Raw genomic sequence first — 25,799 nt, forward strand, 5'->3', positions numbered from 1 at the left:
AATATGAATTAAAAATTAAATCCAAGCCTTGCATAGTAATATGCTCCACTGAATCCCATTTGCACAGCATCCCAGTAACCTCCCGCTTCCACCCAGTCATCTTGCTGGTCAGGATAAATATTTAGTAAGTTGTTGGCACCAATACTTAATTTAGTGGATTTGCAAAGTTTAAAACCTAAAGTCAGATCGGTTACTATTTTGGCACCGTAAGTATCTGTTGCTGCTTTTTTTCTGTTAGCAAATAATTGAGCAGGAGTTTCTGATGGATCCGTTCTGAAATCTTCATCGGTTAAACTAGAATCAGTCATTTGATAATCTAATAGTTTTACTTCGCTGAATCGGGTTAATGCCAGTCCTGCATCAAACCATTTTCTGCCGTAATTTAAGTTTAAACCAAATTTATTTGGCGGTGCTGAGGCTAATAAAAAGGCTTTGTCACGTTCCCCAAAAAATGTTTGTTCATCTAAATTGCCATTTTTAACCTTATCGATTTTCATGTCATTGATGTTTCCGACTAAAGTGGCTCCAAATCTGTTTTCGTTAATTGTTTTTTTCCAGCCTAAAACAATATCTACACCTTTAGTTTTGGTATCTACTCCATTTACGAAAAACTGTGCTGCATCGACACCAAGGTTATATTGAGTTGCATCAAAATAGCCTGTTAGTACAATTCGGTCTTTTACATTAATGAGGTAACCATCAACAGTCGCTGTAAAATCGCCAAAATTTGCTGTGAATCCTAATGAGGCATTAATAGCCTTTTCTTCATTTAAACTACCAATTCCAAATGCTTTAGTTACAGGACTATTGTTTGATGATAATAATACTTCTGTTGCACCCGCAGAACTAAAGTTGGTAAAACGTAAGTTGTAATAAATCTGTGCTAAAGATGGAGCACGGAACCCGGTACTTACTGAACCTCTTAAATTAATTTTATCTGTAATTTTAAGGCGTGATGCTAATTTACCATTAATAGTGCTTCCAAAATCACTGTAATTTTCAAAACGTACTGCACCACTAACCATGAAAGCCTTGGAAATATCTAATTCGGCATCACTATAAAGGGAGAAGTTATTGCGGCTTTTATCAACCTGATTAGCAGGACTATATCCAGGAAAGCCCTGGGAGCCTCCCGGTCTTGCAATAGTTGGGGATGAATCAGGATCTGTAGGATCGTAATCAGGATTTGGAACTGTTGGAGGACTTTGAGTTGTTGGATCAGTAATTGGATTTCCATTTGTATCGTAGGTTGCGTAGGAGCCTATTTCTCCAGCGAAAATTTCAAATTGCTCCACTCTGAATTCGGTTCCAAAAGCAATGTTCAGGCCTTCAAGTATGCTTCCATAGTTTTTCGAAACATCTAAATTGGTCGTGTTTTGAAGTAAACTGTGACCTCCGGCATCAAATTCTGTTGGCGAATTTTCTTCAAGTGAAGCATTTAATGTTCCTTTTATATCATAATGAAATTTGTTTTTTCCAAGAGTATTGCTGAAATCCCATTTCCAGCCTCCGGAAGTTTCGGTCCTGATTCCGGCAGCGATGGAGTTGTCGTTAATTTTTGAGGTAATTCTTGGTGTGTATCCTCCGGGATAAATTTCTTCTACAACTCTTTCACCATCATTTCGGGTAAAGGCATAAGCATCGGTATTTCTAAAGTTACTTCCTCCAAAAGCATAAAATTGAGTTTTATCAGAAATTGGAACAGCCAGATTTACAAATAAGTTCACTCCCTGAATTTCAGCTTCACCAAACCCTTTTCTGAAATCAAAGCCAGGGCGTAATGTTTTATTTTTATTTAGAAACTCTCCTGTTACATTTACATAACCGCCTTTGGTACCAATTGGAACTCCATAATTAGCAGATACTTTTACAGAACCACCGTCAAAATCCTGATCTTTTCCAAAAGAATTTCCATTTCCGTTTTGGTCTAATCTATATCCTTTTGTATTTGCAGTACCTTCTGGAAAATCTCCTTTTGCATGTGTATTAAATGCCCCGTAAGTTATGGCCCCGGTAAATTCTTTTACATTATCATTAGTGACAATATTGATAACCCCTGCAATGGCATCAGAACCATATTGCGCAGCGGCTCCATCTCTCAGGATTTCAATTCTTTTAATCGAAGCGGCCGGAATTGCATTTAAATCTGTTCCTGTATTTCCACGTCCCCGTGTTCCAAATAAATTGATTAAAGAAGATTGGTGTCTTCTTTTTCCGTTAATCAGAACCAAAGTCTGATCAGGTCCCATTCCTCTTAAAGAAGCCGGATCAACGTGGTCAGCTCCATCAGAACCAGATTGCTTATTCGCATTGAATGAAGGAGCGACATATTGCAGTAATTCGTTAATTTCAAGTTTTCCACTTTGTGTAGTAACCTCTTTCACATTGATTACATCAATAGGAACAGCCGAATCTACAACGGTTCTTTTGGTGCTTCTTGAACCAACTACTACAACATCGCTTAAGATCTGGCCACCGTTTTCGTCAAGGGTAACCTCTATTTTACTGCCAGATGCCGGTTTTTCTACGGAAGCATAGCCAACATAAGTAAAAATTAATACAGCGCCTTCCTTCACTTTAATAGTAAAGCCGCCTTCATAATCGGTAGAAACACCGTTTGTTGTTCCTTTTTCGACAACATTTACACCGGGAAGAGGTGCGCCTGACTTATCCTTAACGACACCCGAGACTTCTTTTTGTGCAAAAAGAAAAGCTGAATTTATCAGAAATAGAAATAATACAATCTTTTTCATGGTTGATTTAATTTTTTGGTTTGTTTTTGTTTGTTGTTTGTATAAAATTAATGTTTTTTAACAAAATAGTAACAAAAAGTTTAAAAATTTCAATGTAAGGTATAATAAATACATTAATACACATTTTTGATTCAATCAAGAGTTATTAAATCTTATATTTGCAAAATTTTTATGCTAAAAAATATCAGTTTGGCAAAAAGTACACAAACAGATAATTCATAAAGAATTAAATTACAAGCAGTAAAGAATACCCTGAATAAAAAGGGCTAATAAAATAAATAGAAACAAACAGATGAAAGCAGGAATTGTAGGATTGCCAAATGTTGGAAAATCAACATTATTTAATTGTTTATCTAATGCAAAAGCGCAAAGTGCCAATTTTCCGTTTTGTACAATCGAACCAAATATCGGAGTGGTAAACGTTCCGGATCCGAGAATTAATAAATTGGAAGAATTGGTAAAGCCAGAGCGTGTACAAATGGCAACTGTAGATATCGTAGATATTGCAGGTTTGGTAAAAGGTGCAAGTAAAGGAGAAGGTCTTGGAAACCAGTTTTTAGGAAACATTAGAGAGTGTAACGCTATCATTCATGTACTGCGTTGTTTCGACAATGATAATATCGTACACGTAGATGGAAACGTAAACCCAATTCGTGACAAAGAAACGATCGATATCGAATTACAGTTAAAAGATTTAGAAACAATCGAAAAACGTCTGGAAAAGGTAAAACGTGCGGCAAAAACAGGAAATAAAGAAGCGCAGACTGAAGAAGCTTTATTGAACAGAATCAGAGAAGCTTTATTACAGGCAAAATCGGCGAGAACTATTATTCCTCAAAGTAATGACGAAGAAGTTTTGATGGAAAGCTTTCAGTTAATTACAGCAAAACCGGTTTTATATGTTTGTAATGTTGACGAAAGTTCTGCAGTAAACGGAAACAAATATGTAGATCAGGTTCGTGAATTGGTAAAAGATGAAGATGCTGAGGTTATTATCCTTTCAGTAGGAGCAGAGGCTGATATTACAGAATTAGAAAGCTACGAAGAGCGTCAGGTTTTCCTTGAAGACATGGGATTGACGGAGCCAGGAGCCTCTGTTTTAATTCGTGCAGCTTACAAACTTTTAAAACAACAAACGTATTTTACAGCGGGTGTAAAAGAAGTTCGTGCTTGGACCATCAATATTGGAGCAACTGCACCTCAGGCAGCGGGAGTTATCCATACCGATTTCGAAAAAGGATTTATCCGTGCCGAAGTTATTTCTTATGACGATTACGTTCAATATGGTTCTGAGGCAAAAGCTAAAGAAGCAGGAAAGTTCAAAGTAGAAGGAAAAGAATATGTGGTAAAAGATGGAGATGTTATGCACTTCCGTTTTAACGTTTAATCTTTTTTAGAGAAAATTAGAACATAAAAAACGAAAATAGATTTAACCGCTGAAGAGATTCAGCGGTTTTTTTATGTTTTAGTTTGTCATCATTGAAAAAATGAGAAATCAGCTTAATCTGCACAATCTGCGAGAAAGAACTTTTAAAATAATAAGTACCGATTTCCAGCTTTCCATTTCAAGATTTTTTCCAAATTTATTTTTTTGACAGGCAATAAAAAGAGCTTCTTCCAGTCGCTTTTTTATCACCGCAAAAAATATAAATTCAAAAAAAATGCTTTCCATTTCAATCTGGGGTAGTCAGTAAAATGGACAAGTTTTTGTTTTAAAAGATAAAAAAGAAAACAAAAATTGAAACTAAAAAAATTTGGCTCAAAAATTGGTTACAGAAAATCAACCAATAACTAAATCTAAACCAGTCAAAATGCTAAAAAAAACTTTTAAATTTATCGGATGGACACTTTTCGGAATTTTCACTTTTCTTGCATTGTACGTTTCATCAGTTCTTCTAATTTCAAAAATTACAGTGAATTCTGATATCGCTCAGGCTGAAGAACAAAATGCTATTCCAATTTACATTCTCTCTAACGGTGTTCACACAGATATTGTAGTTCCGGTTAAGAACGAAATCAAAGACTGGCGAAACGAGATCCAGTTTAGTCAGACACAATCAAAGGATTCTTTGATGAATTATATCGCTTTCGGATGGGGGGACAAAGGTTTTTATCTCGATACTCCTGAATGGTCAGATTTAAAGGCAAGTACAGCTTTAAAAGCAGCATTTGGTGTGAGTTCATCCGCAATGCATACCACGTTTTTCAAACAGTTAAAAGAAGGAGATGACTGTAAACGCATTCTGATCTCAAAAGAAAATTATAAAAATCTGGTAACTTACATTTCAGAGAGCTTCAGCGATTCTGTCCATCCACAATGGATTGAAGGGCACAGTTACGGAAAAAAAGATGCTTTTTACGAAGCAAAAGGAAGTTACAGTCTTTTTTATACCTGCAATACTTGGGCAAATAATGCTTTAAAAGCTGCCAATCAAAAAGCGAGTTTGTGGACGGTTTATGATAAAGGGATTTTTTATCATTATAAATGATTAAGCGATGAAAAAGTTTGTTTTAATCATTGTTTTTATTTTGGTAGTAAGTGCTTGCAAAAAAGCAGATGCTGCATGTGCAGATTGTTTTAGTATTTATTTTGAAAATCTACAACCTGATAAAGATTTAGTATTAGATCGTTTTCCAAATAAATTTAGAGCATTATACATGAATAATGATTCGACTTTTATTAGAATTGACGAAAGCAGAATTTTAAAAGAATACTATTATAAATTCAAAGTTCATAAACTCACATTAGACTCGACAAAATCGGAGTATGATATTGTTAATGGAAAATTTATAACAAAGGATACGAAAGATAAATTTGATATGTTTTCAAAAGGTGATTCAATAGAATTAGTTCAAAAACATATTGATACTTTGTTTCGGTTTTCACTTTATCAAAAAGCAAAAAAAATCAATGGTCAAGTGATCTTAAGCAGAAAAGATTCTATATTTTGGGTAATTCAGTTTCTTTCAATTGAAAAAAACATATTGAAGATTAAAAATCTTTGTGAAAAACAAGATTTAGAAAAACTTGATTCCGTCACCAAGGTAAAAAGTAAAATGTTGGACTCTGTTTCTTATTTCATTAAACCAACAAGAAGTGAATTTAAAAGTATTTTAAAAATTAAGAATTTAGGATTCGATCAGAAGTATAAAAAGATTTCTAAATAAAAACACATGGCAAAAATGTAACATTCGATTAAAAATCAGAAATCGAATATTTTTGATTATTGTTTAAATTTGAGAGAATATCAAAAAATCAGCTAATGAAAAATCATAATATTCTCTCTAAAACATGGTATCTTTTAAAAAGAACTTTTTTAGAATTTATAGAGGATGATGCTATAAAATTGAGTGCTGCATTATCCTATTACACCATTTTCGCATTACCGCCATTATTGATTATTATTATTACAATTTGTGGTTTCTTTTTTGGTGAAGAAGCAGTAACGGGTCAGTTGTATGGTCAGATTAATGAACTGGTTGGAAACGATGCGGCTAAACAAATTCAGGAAGCAATCAAAAATGTGCAGCTTTCAGACAGTAATGTTTTTGTAACTGTTTTTGGCGTGATTATGCTGCTTATAGGGGCTTCAGGAGTTTTTGCTGAGATTCAGAGCTCTATTAATTATATCTGGGGACTGCGCGCAAAACCAAATAAAGGTTTACGAAAATTTATTCAAAACCGATTGATGTCGTTTTCGATGATAGTGTCAGTAGGTTTTTTAATGCTGGTTAGTTTAATACTTAATGCCACTTTGGATGTTTTGAATGCCAGGTTAAAGATTTATTTCCCTGAAAGTACGGTTTATATGTTTTATGTTATCAATATTTTAATTGTTTTAGGAAGTATCGCACTTCTTTTTGCTATTATTTTCAGAACATTGCCTGACGGAAATATAAAATGGAAAGATGCCTTTATTGGTGCCGGATTTACATCAATTCTATTTATGATTGGTAAATTTGCTATCGGGTTTTACTTAGGTAGTTCTACCATTGCAAACGTTTATGGCGCTGCTGGATCAGTAGTTATCATATTGGTCTGGGTATATTATTCGGCTATTATTTTATATTTTGGTGCAGAGTTTACCAAAGTTTATGCAAAAACTTTAGGCGGAAATATTTCTCCTAACGATTATTCGGTAGAAATTAAGAAAGAAATTTTAGAAGTATCTCAATAAAAAAACTGGGTGCATATTTGACACCCAGTGTATTCTTATAAGTTATTGATATTTTTTATCAGTCAGGGTTTTCATAAACGCCACCAAAGCAGATTCCTCTTTTTTGCTTAGTTTAAGCTGGTCAAAAGGAAGAGTTTGATTCTCGACTGGGTAACCTAAACCTTTTCCGCCTCCTTTATTATAAAAATCGACAACTTCTTCTAATGTGGTAAATACGCCGTTGTGCATATAAGGCGCAGTTTTGGCTACATTTCGAATAGAAGGCGTTTTAAAGGCATTCTTAAGCTGATCCATTTCAAACTGATTGTATTTCCCTAAATCCGGACTTATTTCTTTTGCAGTTTTATCTTTTGGTGTTCCAATTACTTCCTGTTCGGTTTTACTGTAATTTGGAGGGACTGTTCCGTTAAACAGAGGAATAAAATGACAGGTTGCACACTTTGCTTTACCTGTAAAAAGATTAAATCCGAGTTTTTCTTCTTCACTAAAATCATTTGATTCACCTCTCATATATAAATCAAATCTGGAATCAAAATCATTCAATGAACGGATATAAGAAGCTATAGCATTTTGCAATTGCCATTCTTCGATTTTATTGTTTTTAGGAAAAGCCTTTTCAAATAAGTCTTTGTACTTTTTATCTTTATTGATTAAAGGAATAATCTGACTAAACGAACCATGCATTTCCTTTTCGTTTTGCACAACGTCTACGCTTTGCTTTTCTAAATCGATCTGTCTTAAATCCCAAAACAATGCATTTTGTAAACCTGCATAAGTTAGGGTTGGGGTATTTCTCGGCAAATCGAATCCGTCTAAAGAAAGATTTGTTTTGCGTCCGTCTGTAAACGCTTTTTCAGGAACATGGCAGGTTGCACAGCTTCTTTTTTGATCTTTGGAAATGGTAGTATCATAAAATAACTGATTTCCTAAAGCAACTTTATCCTCTGAATAAGCATATTCTGAAGAAGGAATAAAAGCATTAACATTAAATGCACTTTTTTCAAAAAGAATAGCAACATTTTGGTTGACTGCGCTGTTTTTATTTACATTCCCAATATTATTTTGTTTTTGTAAATCGAAAATGATTTTTGATATTGTGTTTAAATATTCTTTAATAAATGCAGCTCTGTCAAAGTCGTTAAAAACTTTGTTTTTAGTACAATACAAAATGCTGTTTGAAATTGTTTTTTTAAGTTGTGACTTTAACTCTAAGGATTCCTTAGAGTTGTTTTTGCAGGTTTTTAAAACGATTGTTTGAATCGAAGCAAGGGCAGGGGCAACTTCATTTATTGATTCCTGTGCAACAGGCGAATCAAAACCTGTAATTCCTAATGCTAAAATTCGGTAGACCTCAAAGCGGGCAGCATCGATGATATGTTTTTCTTCAATGCTTATCGCATCTAAGTGTTGTTTTACCTGAGCAATATTTGCCCGCATAATTGCTATTTCACGAACCAGATCGGTTTTGTTTTTTATTTCATATACAGGAAAAATAAGTTCTTCAATGACCTGAAAACCATTTGGTGGCAGAAACTTGTTTTCTTCGACTTCAAGTTCATCCAAAGCGGGACCATTAATAAATCTGGCTGTTTCAGGTACAAAATACTCAACTACCCATTCTGTTTTTTTGTATAAAACTCTTGTTTCCTTAAAATAATCCTGAATTTTTTTGGAATCTTTTTCGTTTTCAGCAAGCTTTTTGAAAACCACTATTTTGTTTTCAAGTTTTTCCAGATCAATCAAAAGATCCTGTTTAACAGAAGTTTCAGTTTTTTCTTTTGTACAGCTTGTAAAAAAAGTCAGAAAAGAGAAAAGAATAGGAAAAAATATGTTTTTGATAAAATCAATTTTCATTGTAGGATACTTTAATAAATAGCAAAAACAACCCAATAAAAATTGGATTGCTTTTGTTGTATTTGTGGTAAAATTATCTTTGTACGTTACGAATAATTACGGTTTGGCCTCCTTCTAACTGGCTTTGTGCAGAACTAGTAGCTCCCATATTAATTCCGCTTCCATCAGCGTCTTTAAATGCATCTTTTCTCCATGTGTGAGGGTGTATATTCAATGTAAAAGTATTTGGAACACCAATAACATCAGATATATCTTCCATTGCGCCATATTCCCAGCTTCCAAATCTCATTTCACCAGATTGGTTGTATAATGAATTCCATGCAGCGTCTGTACGTTTATGGTTCATGGTTAACCACGGTTTATTTGTTTTGGAAGCAATATTATATTGCCAAATATATGAGTCATGTTTGGCAGCAGGATAAAAACTGTCACCATCTTCCTGGATGTAAACATAATTTTCAGTTACACAAAGGTTATCAGGATTGATAACGCCTGTACCTGGTGTAGAATCACCTTCAACTACTAATTCAAGTTTTCCTTTTAACGGATCTTTTTCATCCAAAACTAATTTATAAACTCTTCCCCACATGGTATATCCTTCAACAGGGTTTAGTTTATCTGTAGATTGCCCTGTAGCAGTAAAATAAACTTCTCTGTTGTTTTTTGCTGATCCTTTTCTGTAATCAATATCTTCTACTCTTGAAAAACGGATTGCTTTTAAATCGTTTACAGTAGTGTTGATTTCAGCTCCAGTTATATTTTTGGCATTCGGAATTTCAACAAATGATACATCGAAAGAGTTTCCAACAGTCATTGTTGTTTCTACCTGAATGTTATCATTTCTTTTTAAAGCGTATAATTTTCCGTTATTTAAATCACCAACTGTAGAAACATACATAATGACCTGACCGGCACTTGCATGCGAAGTTTCGTAAGATTGATCTTCACCCATAATAATGACACTTTTGCCTGGATAAGCTTGTTTTGTCAACGGAACAGCATTTTCCATACTTGCTTTTCCTAAAGCAGGTAAAACCCTGTCTTTTCTGTTTTTATCAGTTGTTGGTGCAAGTGGGTTGATACCATGTACCATACTTTCCTGGCCGCTTTCTCCAGCAGTTAAAAATATAGGGCCAAAACCATGAATTTCAGGTGTAGCCAAAGTTGCGGAACAAAGTCTCGTTTGTCCTCCTGCAGCATCCACAATATAGTCACCTTTTACAGGTTTTAAAGTTTTGTCAAGGTAAACTCTCGAAACAGATTGTATAATTTCGTGATTGGTAATCATGATATAACCATCACCGTTCGGATTTTTCATGAATCCTGCACCATCAGGCTGACCAGCATAAATAAAAGAAGGACTTTCTGGTAATACATCAGTGGTAGAGATTAAAGTTGAAATTTGCAGATTTTCGAAGCCAGGCTGAGCTACTACAAATGCAGGAACTTTTGATTTTGTTGTAAAATCAATGTTTTTGTTTGTTTTGTCACCTTCATCGTCATTTTGGCAGCTGATTACAGAAATGCCTGCGATTCCAAGCAATGTGATGGATTTTAAAAAATTAAATTTTTTCATGTTTTTGATTTTGTTTATTATTCCGGATAATGATTATAATTATCTTGATTAATTTCTTAATGATTTTAAAATGTCATTTTATATAATCTATTTTTGAAAGTGATTAGTCATTTACAAAATAAAAACTTGACTCATCATATAAATTTGAATTGGATTGTGAAGATATTTTTATCTTGTAATTTCCACTACCATAAGCACTGATAATAGTATGACCATCATTTTTTTCAATAGATGTTTTAACTAATAATCCTTCAACAAATATTTCTATTTTTACATTCGCTTCTGGAATAAATGAAGGTCTCCAAGTTGTTTCAAAACTTCCAGAGTTATAGATAGTGGTGTTTTCTAAAGGGAAAGAAATTAGTTCATTAATAAAATATGAATCAGGATACAAATACTTTGCAGAAAATATATCATAACTTGACAAAATAAATGAATAAGGCCAACCTGCATTCATGACAGAATTTGGATCTTGATTAGTGCCATAACCACTTGGAGTATATTGTATCCAGTTGAATGATGTGGTTTGTTCCCCTTTTGATGGACCATCAGTATGGTAAAAACCAATTGTATGACCAAGTTCGTGTTTAATAATGTGTTCTTTTTCTTTTTCTGAAAAGACTGTATTATTTGCAGCATCCAAATTTATAGCAATTTGAGAACCTGGCTTTCCATTTGAGGGAAGGAATGCAGCAGCAGGATTATTGTTTGGTAGTATATTGCCGTCAGATCCAATTAATATATCTGCAGTTGAATTTGTTGTAATTGTAAAGTTTATTCGACAATCTATTATATTATTCCAATCACTTATTGCTGTTGCAATTGCTGTTCTCCAATTATCGTTTCCAGAAGCAGGAATAGAACTGTCGATTCTTACAGTAATATTATTTACATTTTCCATGAAGACTAATGAATTAGCATGTACTTGGGCAGTTTTACTTACTGTTTCGGATTTTTTTTCATTTTTATTAAATAATATATCATTTTCAACTAGGAAAAAATCTTCATACTCTTCAATATTTTTTAAATTAAACCCTAAGTCTAGTAATTTGATGACAACTGGATCCTTATCATTTAAAATTAGACTATTATTTTTATCTGTAGAATTATTGTTAATTCCTTCTACATTTGAGTCATCATCCTGACAACCCATTACACATAAACTTGCCAAACTTAGAAAAAGTGACGATTTTAAAAATTTAAATTTCATAACTGTTTTTTTGTTTTTTGATTAGGCAAATCTATCTCCGAAAAACAAAATGTATGTTATGTTAATTTTTTCTTATTGCTAATAAATAACAAGGAATATATTACCAAATGGTAAAATTATCTTCGAAATGTAAATTTAAGCTTCATAATAAATTCTTAATTATTTGAAAAGCTGGTTTAAAGAAACCTCTTTTTTCTCACGCAGCTTTTTTATGATTTTCAAAAAAGCAATAGCGGTAATATAAGCATCGCCTAAAGCTGTATGACGGTCTTTTTTTGAAATATCAAATTTGTCGGCCAGATCATCAAGTGAGTAATGGTCTTTTCGTTCAAAGAGATGAGATTTTATCAAAGTTCTCTTGTACAAAACTCCGGTATCAAGTGCTTTATTTTTTAATTCAGGTAAGCCATTTCTTTCGAGGGCACGGTTAATCATGGTGATATCAAAATAAGCATGATGTGCAATAATAACGGCATCACCCAAATAGTCTAAAAACTGCTTTAAAGCTTCGGATTCAGAAGGACGCTTTACAACAAAATCTTTTAAAATGCCATGAATCTGGGCAGTTGATTCATCGTAATGATCCTGTTCGATATAAACTTCAAAACTGTCCTGAACCGAAATAGTTCCATTTTGCAAAACAAGTGCACCAATACATAAAATGCGGTCGTTTGTAAAATCAAAACCAGTTGTTTCTGTGTCCAGTACTACAAAACGCGTTTCTTCAATGGTAATGCTTTCATCGAAAAATTTTTCTTCTTCTTTTTGCCAAAAATTAAATAAACTCATTTTACACGATATTAGAAACATTAAAACGTACCGAAATCAATTCCTGAAGTTCTTTGATGGTTTTAAAAGTTCTTTTCAGTTTTATTTTTTCCATTTTCGAAAGGGATTCCAAAGCAATAAACTGACCCGAATCATGGTGCAAAAGACCTTGCTTGGTTCTGAATTTCAATAAGGCTTTAAATGAATAAGAACATGATAAGTAAAGTTCACTGTTTTGAGGTTCCAGTTCGGCTAACTTTTCAAAACGTTCGGCCGTATTACTGATTGACTTAACTGAATGTGACAATATTAAAACCCTTGCAGCATCTGTAAGTGGCATTAGAGCTCTGCGTTTAATGTCAAACTGGTCTTTATTAGCACCATCCTGTTCCACTAAAAACTGTCTGAAGAAACCTGTTGGAGAAGGACTTTGCAAAGCGCCGCTCACCAAATGAACATAAAAAATAGGATTGGCTTTCACATTTTCAAATATTGAATCTGATAACTGGTCTACAAGCTCACGATTACCATATTTTACACTGTAATCAAAAAAGATGAACGATAACAAAACTTCATTTTTACCCGGATTTTTAATCCAGTAAGCCACCTGATCCTTCCATTCATTGAGGCTCATGCACCATTTTGGGTTGGATGCCATCATTTCAGCAGGACAATATTCATAACCAATAGTAAAAAGTCCTTTGTTAATGTAGGTGGATAATTTTAGGAAATAAGCTTTGGTTTCATCCTTAAAAACTTCCGAAACATTCTCATATACAATCGCATTATCCTGATCAGTATGCAACATTTGTTCGTCGCGTCCCTGACTGCCCAATGCCAGCCATGTAAATTTTACAGGAGGCGGTATATTCATTTTTTCCAGTGAAATGTCAATAACACGGGTTACACAGGCATCATTTAACTCAGTAATGATTTTTGTAATCAGTGTCATCGGGATATTTTGGTCCAGATATCCCTGCAATAACTGCATGATTCGGGCTCTGATAGGTTTGATCTCCTTAACTTTTGTCGTCCTTTTTAAAGCTTTGATCAAAACTGCCGGATTGTTTCCCAGCGAAACCATAAGGTCGTGTTTGGATAAAATACCTACAGCTTTTGTATTGACTGTTCCGTCTTTCGTAAGACACAAATAACTGATATTACTTTTGATCATCGCCATCTGCGCTTCAGTAACTGTCAATTTTTTAGAATACGTAATAACCGGCGATGTCATAATCGTTTCAGCAGTCGTAGTAATTGGGTAATCACCTGAAACGATTTTGTTGCGTAAATCCTTATCGGTAATAATTCCAATTGGGAGCATTTCATCCACAATTAATATTGCCCCGACTTTTTTCTTGGTCAGTATTTTAGCGATTTCTTTTGCTGTGGTTGAAGGCCCGCACGTCACAATCTTTTTTGAAAATTTTATCGGTTGTAAATCAAATACTTCCTTTTCATTATTCTGTTCATGCTGCGCAATGACTTCGCCGTATAAATTGTTTTTATGGACTTCTGAATAGGGGTTTTTAGTATTCGAAGCATAACTTTCGATCAGGAAATTCCCAATGGCTTTGTTTTCTAATGCGTAGGGTTTGAAAACTGCAATCGGAATCGCATATAAAATACTCTCTTCATAAGTACTTGCCTCCATAACATAATTTTCCTGCGCCAGGAGCGGTCTTAATCCAAAAATGTCACCTTCATCACACATATCCAGTGTTTTCTGATTCTTTTTAAGGGCAACCGCTCCTTTGTGCACCACATAAAAAGAGTCATGTGTCTTTTCATTTTCAGAAAAAATAACCGAATCTTTTTCTTTATATATGATAGAAATCTGTCCAGATAATTTTTCAAGGTCTTTTTGATTCAAAAGATTAAAAGGAGGGAAGTGCTGCAAAAAATCGGCTACTCTATGTGAAATGGTATTTTTCATGTTGGATTACGTTCTGAATTTAGAATTAGAAAACAGTATTGTAAAAGAAACAAATTTCAGTATCTATTCAAACTATATTTTTTGAAAAATCAGGTTTATTTGTGAAACAAAAAAGTTCCGCAATGGGAACTTTTAAATTTAGGTTTATGATTTTTTCTTTCGGATTCGCATATTGATGAATTCTACAGCAAGAGAAAAGGTAATGGCAAAATACAAATAGCCTTTCGGGATGGCTCCAATATGTTCGCCAATCAGCTCGGCATTAGATAAATGCATACTTTCGGTGATCAGCATAAACCCAATCAGGATTAGAAACGAAAGTCCCAATATTTGAATAGAAGGATTTTTATTAACGAAATTTCCAACCGGAACGGCAAAAAGCATCATAACAATTACAGAAATAATAACTGCTGTAATCATGATAGTCAGCGCACCTTCAACACCATTAGTCATACCGACAGCCGTCAAAATAGAGTCAACAGAGAAAATTAAATCGATTAACAGGATTTGTAAAATAACATTCGAAAAAGATTTCTTTGCGGCGGTTTCAATACTTTTTTCCTCTTCTCCTTTATGATCCACTTTTTCACTGATTTCTTTGGTGCTTTTGTAAATCAGGAACAAGCCTCCTAAAAATAAAATAATCGCCTGTCCGGTAAAATCAGCTTCGAGCCAGCCCCAGTGGATACTGAAAACAGTTGCTTTCATGGCAATCAAATACGAAATCCCTAACAAAAGTGCAATTCGCATAAACATAGCCAAAAACAAACCAATCCGGGTGGCTTTTTTGCGGTCCTGTTCTGGTAGTTTGCCCGTAACGATCGAGATGAAAATAATGTTGTCAATTCCCAGAACAATTTCCAGAAATGTCAGGGTCAGTAATGCAATCCAGGCATCAGGGTTTAAAAATACTTCCATGTAAATCTTAATTTACATTCAAATTACTATTTTTTATTCGATTTTAAAAACTTTTCCGTGCTGTTTTTCCTCAGAACCGACCATGCCAAATTCAAAAGTATACGAATCTTTCGAAGTCGTTAATATTTTCATGTCAATAGCTTTTTCTTCCGCCATATTTTTCGGATGTTTTTTCTGCAGAATATACTCGCAGTCACTTACCCAGCGTATGGTTGAGGTATCGGTTTTTCCTTCAAAAGTTTCAATTTCAATACTGTCCTTACGCTCAAAAATCGTTGTTTTTTTTACACCGTTTACTTCAAACTCAAATTTGAATTTTCCGTTTTTGAAATCTTTGCAGTTGTGCTCTGCATTGTAACACGATACTAAAGCAAGTATTGGAAATAATAATATAATTTTTTTCATTTTAAATAAGTTTTTTTTAGGAGCTGATTCCTGCTTTCCACTGCAATCTTTTTATTTTTGAAGGAAAAATAAAAAGGATTTTCGTTGCAATCAGGGCTAGGGCAGTCGTTTTCATCAGAAAATTTAAACAGAGAATTAATTATTTAAGTCTGCTTAATTCATCATCTGTAAAATTCTTTATTTCTTTTTCTTTGGCAAACTTTTCGGCATTGTAATTCCCGGATTTATTTTTCGGAATCGATAAACTGTCCCAGGAACTATTTTTCAGTTGTTTCGCATAAAAAACAATCTGCCCGATATGATACGGATAATGTGCCAATTGCCTGTTAATCGCTTCAATAACCGTGTGACCTTCATTTCGAATATAAATGATATGCGATAGCTGTTCCGGTTTCAAATTGTTTAAAGCGTCAAAAAACACATCCCATCCTTTATTCCAGACGTTAATGACTTCTTCTTTTGAATCTAAATCATTTTCGAATTCTGAATCGCGGTTGCGCCATTCCTTTTCGCCATCAGAGGTTAGAAAATCTGTCCATCGTGAGAGCATATTTCCCGAAATATGTTTGATTATAGTCGCAATACTATTGGTATCTTCGTTGACGGCAATAAAAAGCTGTTCGGGCTCTAATTGATCGATTGACTTTTCGCCCAGCATTTTATAATACAAAAATTGCTTTTTAACACTTTCCAGATAAGATTCGTTTATTTCCATGCTTATACAATTTTAATGTCATATTTATCTAAAAGTCCCACGATTCCCTGAGTCGAAAATTGAGCTTTTTTCATCGGGTTAAATTCGGGATCGATTTTGTAATGGTAAGCTGTTCTAAAATCAACCGCGGCTAGTTGTGTTTCATTAAAGATAGCACCATCCAAATCACAATTATCAAAAACCGAACTCGTTAAATTGGTTCCTATAAAAGTAACTTCCCTTACAGAACAATTGATAAACTTTGTTTTCGGCATTTTTTTATTCGAAAAAATGGCATAATCCAAAGTGCTTTCTTCAAAATAAACCTGAAATAAAAAGTCATCACATTCGTTAAAGGCAATTCCTAAAAGCTTGCAGTTTTTAAAAGTCACGTTCTTTAAACTCGTTCCGGCAAGACTCGTCATTGACAAATTACAGTCAATAAACTCGCAATCTAAAAAAGTATTGTAGGCAAAATTGCTATTCGAAAAATCACAGTTTTTAAAGACACAATCTTCAAACTCACGGTTATTTATTTTTTTGTCAATATAAATGACTTTCTCGAATGTTTTTTGAATGTGGATTAGGTTTTCCATGAATGTTTTTTGGATTTTCGGGCATTGTGACGTACCCTTAAAATGTAGATGTTTTTTTCGGTTATTTGATAAGAAACTGCAAAATCATAAATTGCATAAACTCTAAAACTACCATCATTGTTAGTTTTTTGTTTGTCGAGTTTATAAATTTCAGGTTGCGTTTTTAATATCTCAGTGCTGTCAAAAATGGTGTTGACTACTTTATCAGCAATTGTAATCGATTTGCTTTCAAAGAAAATATAAAAATGAATGTCTTCTAATTGGTCTAGCGCATTGCTTGACCAAATTATTTTCTTCCCCATTTTTTTGCAATTTCTCTTGCCTGATCTTCTGTATAAAAGTTGCCTTTTTTGATGCTTTCTAAAGCATTATCGATATCAACATTATATGAACTATCTGAATCAATGTCAGAATTGTTGACTGATTGTAAAAGGTTTTTTAGTTTTTGTACAAAAGAAGGATCCTTAACTTTGTCAATTTCCTGATGAATCCAGTTTATTTCTGCCTTAATATCCATAAATATTTAATTTTAGTAAAGATATAAATTAGTCATTAAATAAACCTTTCATAATAGTTTTCAATCCGTAGAAGATTAAAAACATGGAGCTTAAACAAGCCACGATTCCAATTCCCAAAACCAGATAATGCCAGTTGGTATGCTGATTCATAAATGCATTATAAATCAACGATGGACCAATAAACATCAACGGAAGTGCGCCAGTTAAATATTTAATACCTTTTCCTAATAACTGTTTATTTGTTGCCATTTGTTTTTTTAGTTTACTTCGTTTGTTCGGCTTTCAGCCTCGTGTCAGGTTTAAGGTTTCAGGTTTCGCTCTTTGCGTTAACAAATCCCACGCATCTTGCATCTCACACAAAACTTTTACTTATTATAATTGTCAACAGCATTCCTCACGCTGCCATATTTTTTTAATAATTCAGAGGCTTCTTCATACGAAACGGGAATTTCTCCCATAATCATTTTTACTCCGCGGTCAACCAGTTTGCTATTGCTCAACTGCATATCGACCATTTTGTTGCCCTTTACTTTTCCAAGCTGAATCATCGATGCAGTCGAAATCATGTTTAAAACCAATTTTTGTGCAGTTCCGGCTTTCATTCTTGAACTTCCGGTTACAAATTCAGGTCCTACAACAACTACTACAGGAAATTTTGCTGTTAGTGCTAATGGACTTCCTTCATTACAGGTAATACAGCCTGTAGCAATATTATTTTCGTTACAGGTTTCCAACCCGCCAATAACATACGGGGTTGTTCCCGAAGCGGCAATTCCAATTACAATATCATTCTTATTGATATCGTGTGCCTGCAAATCAATCCAGGCTTGTGTGGCATTGTCTTCTGCATTTTCTACGGCACGACGAATGGCTGTGTCGCCGCCGGCAATGATCCCGTTTACCAAATCAAACGGAACACCAAAAGTAGGAGGACATTCGGAAGCATCTACAACTCCCAAACGTCCGGATGTTCCGGCTCCAATGTAAAAAATACGTCCTCCCAATTTTAAATTGGCGACAGTCTGCGCTACCAAAGCTTCGATTTGTGGTAAAGCCTTTTCAACAGCATTGGGTACAGTTTTGTCCTCGTTATTAATATTGGTCAACAGTTCGTGAACTGACATTTTTTCTAAATGTTCATATTTTGAAGATTGTTCGGTAGTTTTTGTAAACGTCATTTTTTGTAGAAATAGTTATCCTCCAAAATTAAACTTTTTTATCGCAAATAGGGAAAAATTAAAAGACAAAGTCATTAAGATTTTAATCTTTTTGGGAATGATTTTGTTTTTGGTTAAACCACTTATAAACCTTGATTAAAAAACTAAAATGGTATATTTGTTACATAATAGAAGATAAATGGATCAATTAGTTTTATTGGAAGGCATCGCCAAAATTTCAGTTTTTGTTTCTTTATTAATGGCATTTTTTCTGCTGACCGTTAAAACGGAAAACAAATTGGCTAACCGTTTATTTGCTTTCTTTTTTATTTTTTCTGCCATCGATCTCAGCGGATTTTTTACGTACATATACAATGAAAATCATAGGAACTTAGAGATTTTCAGGTCAACTTTCTGTTTGTTAGGGATGCCGTCGTTTTATCTTTATGTACTTGCTGCCTGTTATTCTGATTTTAAATTGCAGTGGAAACATTTAGTCCATTTGGTTCCTTTTGTAATTGTCAATTTACTTTTTATTCCCAGAATCTATATTAGTATTCAGGAAGGAACTTTTACCGGTATTCTAAATCAAATGTCAGAGATTTACTTTATTCAGATTTTGATTGAATTTCAGTATGTGTATTATATCGTGAGTGTATTTTTGATTTTGAAGAAATACAAAGAAATTTATTTAGAAAATTACACCAATCCAGGAACTTCGACTTATAAATGGCTTTTTCAGATGACCTGCGTTTTTCTAGCGGCACATTCGGTTGTACTATCAAAAAATATAATACGCTACAGCGGTGTAAGGGAAGTTTTTCTTTGGGCAAACGTGCTTGTCGGAACGATAGCATTATTTATAACCTGTTGGTTTATAATGAAAGCCTTAAAACATCCGGAACTTTTTAGAGGAATTAATTCTAAATTACAACTAACGAAAGATATTATTCCTGAAATAGAAGAAAAATCAGAATCTGTAAATACACAAAACGACGTAATTAGTGGTCAGATTTCAAGTTTAAGAAAATATATGACGGAAAAAGAACCTTTTCTTGATCCGTCGCTTACGATTCAGGAACTGAGTAATCAGATTAACATTCCGGTTCGGGATTTATCGATTTTGATTAATCACCATATGGATCAGCATTTTTTTGATTTTGTGAATGAATATCGCATTCAAAAAGCCATGCATATTTTAAAAGATCAATCGAAAAGTCAGCTTACTGTGTTGGAAATTTTATACGAAGTCGGTTTTAATTCAAAATCTTCGTTTAATACGTCTTTCAAAAAATATACAAATTTAACGCCGACAGCTTATAGAAATGCTTCATAATTAAGGTTTTGTAAAAAGTCGTACTTCATAACAAATAAAGTCGAACCAATTTCATGATTAGAAAATGGTTCGACTTTTTTTATCGGTCGTGTAAGGAAATTTTCTAAGGCAACTTTGCTTCAAATTAATCGAACAAGTAAAATTAGAAACCATGAAAAAATTACAAATCCTTATCTTTTTAGTATTGCCTTTATTTTGTTTCGCACAATCAACATTAAAATTAAAAGGAAAAATAGCAAGTGAAAAAACCCCGTTAGAATGGGCAGATGTTTTGATCTTGAACCAGGAAGGGAAAATTGTTGATGGAACGACAACCAGACAAGATGGTTCTTTTGAAATCAATCTTAAAAGCGGTTCATATAAAATCGGCATCACTCTTTTGGGTTTTGCCGATTATGAAAAAGAAATTTTATTAGAAAAAGACACTGATTTAGGCATCATTATCCTTAAAGCAAATGAGACAAAATTAAACGAAGTTGTCATTCAGTCTAAAAAGAAAACTATCGAACAAAAAACAGATCGTCTCGTTTACAATCTCGAGAATAATGTTACAACGGTCGGGGGTGATGCTTTGAGTGCTATTAATACTGCCCCCGGAGTTGTGGTAAAAAATGATTTGATTACTATATTAGGAAAAGGAACTTCCCGCATGATGATCGATGGACGTTTGATTGAATTAACAGGTGAAGAACTCAATAACTTTTTAAAATCAATTTCGGCAGCAGATATTAAAAATATTGAGATTATCAGCAATCCACCGGCAAAATATGAAGCAGACGGTTTTGGCGGACTGATTAATATTATCATGAAAAAAGGAGTTCGTGATTCATGGAAAAACACAACGACAGCTTCTTATGATCAGAATAAATACGGAATTTATACTTTAAGAAATAATTTCTTCTATAACAAAAATAAGTTTCGATTTTCTGCAAGTGTGAATGGAAAAACGGGTTATAAAAATGCTGATGAAAACTTGGAAATGTATTTTCCTGACGGACTTTCTAAAATGACAAGTGTCACTAAAGTGAAAAACGAAAACCTTTCCGGAAAAATGGCTTTAGATTATGATTTATCTGATCGCACAACAATTGGTTTTCAGTTTATGAATGACAGAAATAATCCTGATTTTGGTTCAGATATCAGAATTGAAAAGTATAATCTTCAGAATGAATTACAGAATGTAACGCTGAATAAAAGCGCTACGGATAAAGGATCAAAAAATCAAACTTATAATACGCATTTTATTACCAAATTAGATTCTTTGAACAGAAAACTATCTTTTGATACAGACTACTTTAATTACAGCTCAAAATTTGACAGAGATTTTATCGCCAATAATTATACTCCTGATATGCAATTTGTTGATGTAAATCAGGCAGGAAGAAATATCTCGAATCAGGATATTGATAACTGGAGTTTTAAAGCCGATATGGAACATCCTTTTCATACATTTAATTTGTATTATGGTGCAAAAGTGAGTTTTACAAATAGTGTGAGTGATGTGCTTTTTTATGACAATATTTCAGGAACACCGGAATTAGATCCGAATCAGTCAAACCGTTTTAAATACACGGAGAATAATCAGGCGATTTACATTAACGGAGATAAAAAGATAAATGAAAAATGGAATCTGCAAATGGGATTACGACTTGAAAACACGCAAACAACTGGATTTTCAGAAACGCTGAATCAGGAAAATGTAAATAATTATTTGAAGCTGTTTCCAACGTTTTATGCTTCATACAAGAAAAACGAAAACAATACTTTTAGTTTAAATTATGGAAAAAGAATCAACAGACCGCGTTTTGATTTACTGAATCCGTTTAAGGTTTATATCAACAGTAATAGTTATTCTGAAGGAAATCCGTTTTTAAAACCTTCATTTTCTGATAATTTTGAATTGTCATATTCCTATAAAGAAATATTGAGAACGAGTGTTTTTATGAATGTAATTACAAATGGTTACGGCGTTATTTTTACCTCGATTCCGGAAACAAATACACAGATTGTAACGCGTGAGAACTATTTTAAAGGTTTAAATTATGGTTTAGGTGAAACCTATTCGGCTAGTTTTACAGATTGGTGGGAAAGTGAAAATTCATTATACTTTTTAGGCTCAAAGACAGAATTTACAAAGGATTTTAATGCAATGCCATCAAATAGCCTGCAAATTGATTTTACTACAAACAACACGTTTGTTTTAGGTAAAACAACAAAGCTTCAAATTGATTTTAATTACAGTACACCTTTTAAAAATGGTTTGTATAAAGTCGGATATGTTTCTAGTTTTGATATTGGCTTCAAACAGGATTTGTTTCATAAAACGCTCCAGGTTGCATTTCTGGCAAATGATATTTTTAATACTTCTTATTTAAAAGATTTTACTTCGGTTGTAAATGGCGTAAAACAAGTTTACAGTCAAAATGAAAGTAATCGATTTGTTCGTTTGTCTGTGGTTTATAATTTTGGAAACAAAAAGATAAATGTGAAAGAACGCAATTTTGGAAATCAGGAAGAGAGAAAGAGAACGGGGAGTTAAATTAGATAATTTGTCAATTTGATACTTAGATAACTTTTGGGTGTGACCGCATTTACAAAAGGCGCTATTTAACAAACCGTTTATGTGCACCTTTTGTAAATGCGGTCGGGCTATCCGCACTACTTCGGTAGTTTGCTGCTATCCCTCACACAAACAATAAGATATGATTACATAATGAGTTAATTAGGTAATTATATAATGTTTTGGAGGCTTAAAAAAAATGAATTCAGATATTTAATCAATGTAAATAATCATCTAATTGACAAATTTTCTAATTATAAAAAGAATGCCAAAAGGATTCCGAGAACAATCATCGAAACTTTGGCAACATTGAATTTATGTCCTTCGCTGCTTTCGAAAATGATAGTTGATGAAATGTGGAATAAAATTCCGATTACAATGGCTGTGATTTCGGTGTAATATTCGTTTAATAAAGGTAAAAACTCAGAAGCTACAGTTCCCAGCGGAGTCATGACAGCAAAGGTTAGCATGAAAGCAAAAATGGCCTTTTTATTTAAATCGGCATTGATGAAAAAGGTCGTTAAAATAACTGCAATTGGCAAATGATGAATCGCAATTCCGATAGCTAAACCATGATGATGGCTTACAGGAAAACCTTCTAAAAAAGCATGAATACAAAGACTTATAAAAAGCAGCCAAGGAATCTGAGACATTTTTGCATGCCCGTGAACGTGTCCGTGTTCTGCGCCTTTTGAGAAAAACTCAAGAATGATCTGGAATAAAATTCCGACCATAATGAATAAACCAATATTATGATTATGTGCTTCGTAAACTTCAGGTAAAAGATGCATCACGGTTAGCGATAGTAGAAATGATCCGCTAAAAGCAAGTAATAATTTAAGATTGGTTTTGTTTTTTGGTTTTATAAACAAAGCCACTGCATAACCTAAAAGTACAGAAAATAAGGGTAATAAATAGTTCATTTGCTGATTTACCAAATTATTTAAAAATCATGATTAATCGTTCGCTTTCAGTTTTATGGAATTTTTTGAGTTTGTAATCGCCAAAAATATCTAAAAGATAAATACCGGCTTCCTCCATCAAATCCTGAAAATTCTGCAAGGTGAGTGCTTTTACTTTTTCTGTAAAATGGTATTTTTTGCCCTGATCTTCAAAATCAATTTCCTTAAAAATATGTCCGTCTTCTACATATCTTTTGATGTTGAAATCAATTCCGTCAACTGTTTTTACTTCTTCGGGAACCAAAGTTTCAATAACCTGATTTACGTTCATAAAATCAATTACGGCAAAACCATATTCGGATAAACTTTCTTTAATTGCTTTTAAAGTGGTTAGATTATCATCGTCATTTTCGAAATAACCAAAACTAGTGAACAGATTGAAAATGGCATCAAATTTTTCCTCAAATGGTTCACGCATATCGTGAACTTTAAAATGCAGGGTTTCATTACTGTTTTTACTGGCTTCGGCAATGCTGTTTTCAGATAAATCAGCGCCTAAAACAGTAAAACCTAGTTGGTTTAAATAAATAGAATGACGTCCTTTTCCACAGGCTAAATCCAATACTTTTGCTTTTTCGGGCAAGTTTAGATAATGGGTAAGGTTATCCATAAAAATCTGAGCTTCTCTATAATTTCTGTCTTTATACAAAATATGATAATACGGAGTATCAAACCATGATGTAAACCAATTTTCGGTGTTACGGTCCTGATTCGGTGTTGATGGGTTAGGTGCTTCAGACATTTATTCTATTTCAATTAATTCAAAGTCCGGCAAATTTAGTGTATTTTTGCCGAAAAATAACTATTTCGTGACTATACCTGAATAATCAGAGATGTGTATGCGATCGGAGTTTTTTTTAAACAAAAATAAAGATGGAAGAAAATTTTAGAATGATTGCCAAATGTTTTTTTGGTTTTGAAGAAATATTAGAAAAAGAATTGCGTGATCTTGGTGCCCAGGAAATTGAAAAAGGGGTAAGAATGGTAAGTTTTAAGGGCGATAAAGGCTTTATGTACAAAGCCAATTTGTCACTTAGAACAGCGCTTAAAGTTTTAAAGCCAATTTATTCATTCAGAGCCAATAATGAGCAGGCATTATACAAAGGAATTTCGGGTATAAACTGGTCGAAATTACTGAATGCCGATCAGACTTTTGTAATTGATGCTACGGTTCATTCTACTTATTTTAACCATTCTGAGTTTGTTTCTCAAAAGTGTAAAGACGCAATTGTAGATCAGTTTAGAGAGAGAACTGGGCAGCGCCCGAGTATTGACAAAGCTTTTCCGGATTTAAGAATCAATGTTCATATTGATAAAGATCAGGTTTCAGTAGCTTTGGATACTTCAGGAAATTCACTTCATCAGCGTGGCTACAGAACAGCTACTAATATTGCGCCTATTAATGAAGTTTTGGCTGCAGGAATTCTTTTGTTGTCAGGATGGGATGGGCAAACTCATTTTTTAGATCCAATGTGCGGTTCTGGAACCTTTTTGGCTGAAGCCGCTATGATTGCCTGCAATATTCCGGCTAACATCAACAGAAAAGAATTTGCTTTTGAAAAATGGAAAGACTGGGACAATGATTTATTTGATAAAATTGTCGATAGTCTGATGAAAAAAACAAGAGAGTTTCATTACACAATTAAAGGTTTTGATAAAGCACCAAGTGCAGTGAACAAGGCCAAAGACAATATTAGAAATGCAAATCTTGAAGATTATGTAACGATTTCTGAAGACAACTTTTTTGATACTGAAAAAGCAGTTGATGGAAAACTGCATATTGTATTCAATCCGCCTTATGATGAGCGTCTGGATATTCAAATGGAAAGATTTTATGCTAATATCGGCGATACTTTAAAGAAAAATTATCCGGGTACAAATGCCTGGTTTATTACAGCAAATCTTGAAGCCTTGAAATTTGTTGGACTAAAACCTTCCAGGAAAATCAAGCTCTTTAATGGAAGTCTCGAAGCCCGTCTGGTTAAATACGAAATGTACGAAGGAAGTAAAAGAACAAAGTTTCAGGTTAACGAATAGTAACAAAGAGACAAAGGTTCAACGATGTACAGGTAAAAAACTTTGTAACTTTGAGACTTTGTAACTCTGAACCTTAAAAAGAAAAAAATGACAAAATTACAAGTAAGAGCTTTTTTGTATCAATTAGGATGCTTCGCAATTTTATTTATTCTTGGAAGATTTATAATTTCAGAATACACAGCATTAACCGGAATATGGATTCCGATGACTGCTTTTATTGTTGCTACTTTGATAGCTCCTCAGTTTAAAGCATTAAAGACAAAAGATGGTGAAAAGCTTTTCATGAAATGGATTTTCATAAAAGGAATTAGAGAAATTGGATAGATAATTATCGAATTCTA

General features: G+C 33.5%; 24 protein-coding genes. 8 read left to right on the forward strand and 16 right to left on the reverse strand.

What is annotated here, in order from left to right; translation table 11 throughout:
* Positions 1 to 8: 8 nt before the first annotated feature.
* The gene (locus OZP09_RS19425; RefSeq protein WP_281309851.1) at positions 9 to 2,753 is read right to left on the reverse strand and encodes a TonB-dependent receptor; all 2,745 of its coding nucleotides are present in this window, start codon (positions 2,751 to 2,753) and stop codon (positions 9 to 11) included.
* Positions 2,754 to 3,045: 292 nt separating this feature from the next.
* Between OZP09_RS19425 and ychF the strand changes: the two genes are divergently transcribed.
* The 4 genes from ychF to OZP09_RS19445 all read left to right on the forward strand — a co-directional run bounded on the left by ychF (position 3,046) and on the right by OZP09_RS19445 (position 6,931).
* Positions 3,046 to 4,140 (forward strand): redox-regulated ATPase YchF, encoded by a 1,095-nt coding sequence (gene ychF, locus OZP09_RS19430; RefSeq protein WP_269235289.1) that lies wholly within the window; start codon positions 3,046 to 3,048, stop codon positions 4,138 to 4,140.
* Positions 4,141 to 4,564: 424 nt separating this feature from the next.
* Positions 4,565 to 5,242: a TIGR02117 family protein gene (locus tag OZP09_RS19435; protein WP_269235290.1), complete on the forward strand. Its 678-nt coding sequence runs from the start codon at positions 4,565 to 4,567 to the stop codon at positions 5,240 to 5,242.
* A gap of 7 nt (positions 5,243 to 5,249) precedes the next feature.
* Positions 5,250 to 5,921 (forward strand): hypothetical protein, encoded by a 672-nt coding sequence (locus tag OZP09_RS19440; RefSeq protein ID WP_269235291.1) that lies wholly within the window; start codon positions 5,250 to 5,252, stop codon positions 5,919 to 5,921.
* A 95-nt stretch (positions 5,922 to 6,016) separates the two neighbouring features.
* Positions 6,017 to 6,931, forward strand: a complete 915-nt coding sequence (locus OZP09_RS19445; protein WP_269235292.1) for a YihY/virulence factor BrkB family protein — start codon at positions 6,017 to 6,019, stop codon at positions 6,929 to 6,931.
* Positions 6,932 to 6,973: 42 nt separating this feature from the next.
* On the opposite strand, the gene OZP09_RS19450 is transcribed toward OZP09_RS19445, so the two are convergent.
* From OZP09_RS19450 to murQ, 13 genes are all read right to left on the reverse strand, one after another.
* Complete coding sequence (locus OZP09_RS19450) at positions 6,974 to 8,785, reverse strand: cytochrome-c peroxidase (RefSeq protein ID WP_281309852.1); 1,812 nt, start codon at positions 8,783 to 8,785, stop codon at positions 6,974 to 6,976.
* Positions 8,786 to 8,858: 73 nt separating this feature from the next.
* Positions 8,859 to 10,361 (reverse strand): PhoX family protein, encoded by a 1,503-nt coding sequence (locus tag OZP09_RS19455; RefSeq protein ID WP_269235295.1) that lies wholly within the window; start codon positions 10,359 to 10,361, stop codon positions 8,859 to 8,861.
* A gap of 103 nt (positions 10,362 to 10,464) precedes the next feature.
* Positions 10,465 to 11,571: a M57 family metalloprotease gene (locus OZP09_RS19460; protein ID WP_269235296.1), complete on the reverse strand. Its 1,107-nt coding sequence runs from the start codon at positions 11,569 to 11,571 to the stop codon at positions 10,465 to 10,467.
* Between the two features lie 159 nt (positions 11,572 to 11,730).
* Positions 11,731 to 12,360: a 3'-5' exonuclease gene (locus tag OZP09_RS19465; protein WP_269235297.1), complete on the reverse strand. Its 630-nt coding sequence runs from the start codon at positions 12,358 to 12,360 to the stop codon at positions 11,731 to 11,733.
* A 1-nt stretch (position 12,361) separates the two neighbouring features.
* Positions 12,362 to 14,275 (reverse strand): DUF294 nucleotidyltransferase-like domain-containing protein, encoded by a 1,914-nt coding sequence (locus tag OZP09_RS19470; RefSeq protein ID WP_269235298.1) that lies wholly within the window; start codon positions 14,273 to 14,275, stop codon positions 12,362 to 12,364.
* Between the two features lie 144 nt (positions 14,276 to 14,419).
* Positions 14,420 to 15,193 (reverse strand): TerC family protein, encoded by a 774-nt coding sequence (locus OZP09_RS19475; RefSeq protein ID WP_269235299.1) that lies wholly within the window; start codon positions 15,191 to 15,193, stop codon positions 14,420 to 14,422.
* Between the two features lie 33 nt (positions 15,194 to 15,226).
* Positions 15,227 to 15,598 (reverse strand): DNA topoisomerase IV, encoded by a 372-nt coding sequence (locus OZP09_RS19480; RefSeq protein WP_269235300.1) that lies wholly within the window; start codon positions 15,596 to 15,598, stop codon positions 15,227 to 15,229.
* A gap of 139 nt (positions 15,599 to 15,737) precedes the next feature.
* A complete protein-coding gene (locus tag OZP09_RS19485; RefSeq protein ID WP_269235301.1) occupies positions 15,738 to 16,313 on the reverse strand; it encodes a DUF1572 family protein in 576 nt (191 codons plus the stop codon).
* A gap of 2 nt (positions 16,314 to 16,315) precedes the next feature.
* Entirely contained in the window at positions 16,316 to 16,888 is a 573-nt protein-coding gene (locus OZP09_RS19490; RefSeq protein WP_269235302.1) for a pentapeptide repeat-containing protein, read from the reverse strand.
* A complete protein-coding gene (locus tag OZP09_RS19495; RefSeq protein WP_269235303.1) occupies positions 16,876 to 17,190 on the reverse strand; it encodes a type II toxin-antitoxin system RelE/ParE family toxin in 315 nt (104 codons plus the stop codon). The genes OZP09_RS19490 and OZP09_RS19495 overlap by 13 nt, the downstream gene beginning before the upstream one ends.
* Entirely contained in the window at positions 17,175 to 17,405 is a 231-nt protein-coding gene (locus OZP09_RS19500; protein WP_269235304.1) for a hypothetical protein, read from the reverse strand. The genes OZP09_RS19495 and OZP09_RS19500 overlap by 16 nt, the downstream gene beginning before the upstream one ends.
* A 28-nt stretch (positions 17,406 to 17,433) precedes the next feature.
* Positions 17,434 to 17,655 carry a DUF6095 family protein gene (locus OZP09_RS19505; RefSeq protein ID WP_269235305.1) on the reverse strand — a complete coding sequence of 74 codons (222 nt, stop codon included), beginning with the start codon at positions 17,653 to 17,655 and terminating at the stop codon, positions 17,434 to 17,436.
* A gap of 116 nt (positions 17,656 to 17,771) precedes the next feature.
* Positions 17,772 to 18,584 (reverse strand): N-acetylmuramic acid 6-phosphate etherase, encoded by an 813-nt coding sequence (gene murQ / locus OZP09_RS19510; protein WP_269235306.1) that lies wholly within the window; start codon positions 18,582 to 18,584, stop codon positions 17,772 to 17,774.
* A gap of 178 nt (positions 18,585 to 18,762) precedes the next feature.
* Between murQ and OZP09_RS19515 the strand changes: the two genes are divergently transcribed.
* Entirely contained in the window at positions 18,763 to 19,899 is a 1,137-nt protein-coding gene (locus tag OZP09_RS19515; RefSeq protein WP_281309853.1) for a helix-turn-helix domain-containing protein, read from the forward strand.
* Between the two features lie 151 nt (positions 19,900 to 20,050).
* Positions 20,051 to 22,438 carry a TonB-dependent receptor domain-containing protein gene (locus OZP09_RS19520; RefSeq protein WP_269235309.1) on the forward strand — a complete coding sequence of 796 codons (2,388 nt, stop codon included), beginning with the start codon at positions 20,051 to 20,053 and terminating at the stop codon, positions 22,436 to 22,438.
* Positions 22,439 to 22,713: 275 nt separating this feature from the next.
* Here the strand turns inward: OZP09_RS19520 and OZP09_RS19525 are convergent, their stop codons facing one another.
* Positions 22,714 to 23,382 carry a ZIP family metal transporter gene (locus OZP09_RS19525; protein WP_269235310.1) on the reverse strand — a complete coding sequence of 223 codons (669 nt, stop codon included), beginning with the start codon at positions 23,380 to 23,382 and terminating at the stop codon, positions 22,714 to 22,716.
* Positions 23,383 to 23,398: 16 nt separating this feature from the next.
* The gene (locus OZP09_RS19530) at positions 23,399 to 24,163 is read right to left on the reverse strand and encodes a class I SAM-dependent methyltransferase (RefSeq protein WP_269235311.1); all 765 of its coding nucleotides are present in this window, start codon (positions 24,161 to 24,163) and stop codon (positions 23,399 to 23,401) included.
* 131 nt (positions 24,164 to 24,294) lie between these two features.
* On the opposite strand from OZP09_RS19530, the gene OZP09_RS19535 reads away from it, so the two are divergent.
* Complete coding sequence (locus tag OZP09_RS19535; protein ID WP_269235312.1) at positions 24,295 to 25,458, forward strand: THUMP domain-containing class I SAM-dependent RNA methyltransferase; 1,164 nt, start codon at positions 24,295 to 24,297, stop codon at positions 25,456 to 25,458.
* A gap of 87 nt (positions 25,459 to 25,545) precedes the next feature.
* Positions 25,546 to 25,782 carry a hypothetical protein gene (locus tag OZP09_RS19540; RefSeq protein ID WP_269235313.1) on the forward strand — a complete coding sequence of 79 codons (237 nt, stop codon included), beginning with the start codon at positions 25,546 to 25,548 and terminating at the stop codon, positions 25,780 to 25,782.
* Positions 25,783 to 25,799: the final 17 nt, after the last annotated feature.

This window comes from Flavobacterium flavigenum, assembly GCF_027111255.2.
GTDB lineage: Bacteria > Bacteroidota > Bacteroidia > Flavobacteriales > Flavobacteriaceae > Flavobacterium > Flavobacterium flavigenum.

Coding starts and splice junctions, on each gene's coding strand:
- OZP09_RS19525 (WP_269235310.1), bottom strand. CDS start 23,382: ATGAACTATTTATTACCCTTATTTTCTGTACTTTTAGGTTATGCAGTG.
- OZP09_RS19470 (WP_269235298.1), bottom strand. CDS start 14,275: ATGAAAAATACCATTTCACATAGAGTAGCCGATTTTTTGCAGCACTTC.
- OZP09_RS19520 (WP_269235309.1), top strand. CDS start 20,051: ATGAAAAAATTACAAATCCTTATCTTTTTAGTATTGCCTTTATTTTGT.
- OZP09_RS19540 (WP_269235313.1), top strand. CDS start 25,546: ATGACAAAATTACAAGTAAGAGCTTTTTTGTATCAATTAGGATGCTTC.
- OZP09_RS19490 (WP_269235302.1), bottom strand. CDS start 16,888: ATGGAAAACCTAATCCACATTCAAAAAACATTCGAGAAAGTCATTTAT.
- murQ (WP_269235306.1), bottom strand. CDS start 18,584: ATGACGTTTACAAAAACTACCGAACAATCTTCAAAATATGAACATTTA.
- OZP09_RS19460 (WP_269235296.1), bottom strand. CDS start 11,571: ATGAAATTTAAATTTTTAAAATCGTCACTTTTTCTAAGTTTGGCAAGT.
- OZP09_RS19435 (WP_269235290.1), top strand. CDS start 4,565: ATGCTAAAAAAAACTTTTAAATTTATCGGATGGACACTTTTCGGAATT.
- OZP09_RS19515 (WP_281309853.1), top strand. CDS start 18,763: ATGGATCAATTAGTTTTATTGGAAGGCATCGCCAAAATTTCAGTTTTT.
- OZP09_RS19445 (WP_269235292.1), top strand. CDS start 6,017: ATGAAAAATCATAATATTCTCTCTAAAACATGGTATCTTTTAAAAAGA.
- OZP09_RS19530 (WP_269235311.1), bottom strand. CDS start 24,163: ATGTCTGAAGCACCTAACCCATCAACACCGAATCAGGACCGTAACACC.
- OZP09_RS19465 (WP_269235297.1), bottom strand. CDS start 12,360: ATGAGTTTATTTAATTTTTGGCAAAAAGAAGAAGAAAAATTTTTCGAT.
- OZP09_RS19535 (WP_269235312.1), top strand. CDS start 24,295: ATGGAAGAAAATTTTAGAATGATTGCCAAATGTTTTTTTGGTTTTGAA.
- OZP09_RS19500 (WP_269235304.1), bottom strand. CDS start 17,405: ATGGATATTAAGGCAGAAATAAACTGGATTCATCAGGAAATTGACAAA.
- OZP09_RS19475 (WP_269235299.1), bottom strand. CDS start 15,193: ATGGAAGTATTTTTAAACCCTGATGCCTGGATTGCATTACTGACCCTG.
- OZP09_RS19425 (WP_281309851.1), bottom strand. CDS start 2,753: ATGAAAAAGATTGTATTATTTCTATTTCTGATAAATTCAGCTTTTCTT.
- OZP09_RS19440 (WP_269235291.1), top strand. CDS start 5,250: ATGAAAAAGTTTGTTTTAATCATTGTTTTTATTTTGGTAGTAAGTGCT.
- OZP09_RS19495 (WP_269235303.1), bottom strand. CDS start 17,190: ATGGGGAAGAAAATAATTTGGTCAAGCAATGCGCTAGACCAATTAGAA.
- OZP09_RS19485 (WP_269235301.1), bottom strand. CDS start 16,313: ATGGAAATAAACGAATCTTATCTGGAAAGTGTTAAAAAGCAATTTTTG.
- OZP09_RS19505 (WP_269235305.1), bottom strand. CDS start 17,655: ATGGCAACAAATAAACAGTTATTAGGAAAAGGTATTAAATATTTAACT.
- OZP09_RS19450 (WP_281309852.1), bottom strand. CDS start 8,785: ATGAAAATTGATTTTATCAAAAACATATTTTTTCCTATTCTTTTCTCT.
- OZP09_RS19480 (WP_269235300.1), bottom strand. CDS start 15,598: ATGAAAAAAATTATATTATTATTTCCAATACTTGCTTTAGTATCGTGT.
- ychF (WP_269235289.1), top strand. CDS start 3,046: ATGAAAGCAGGAATTGTAGGATTGCCAAATGTTGGAAAATCAACATTA.
- OZP09_RS19455 (WP_269235295.1), bottom strand. CDS start 10,361: ATGAAAAAATTTAATTTTTTAAAATCCATCACATTGCTTGGAATCGCA.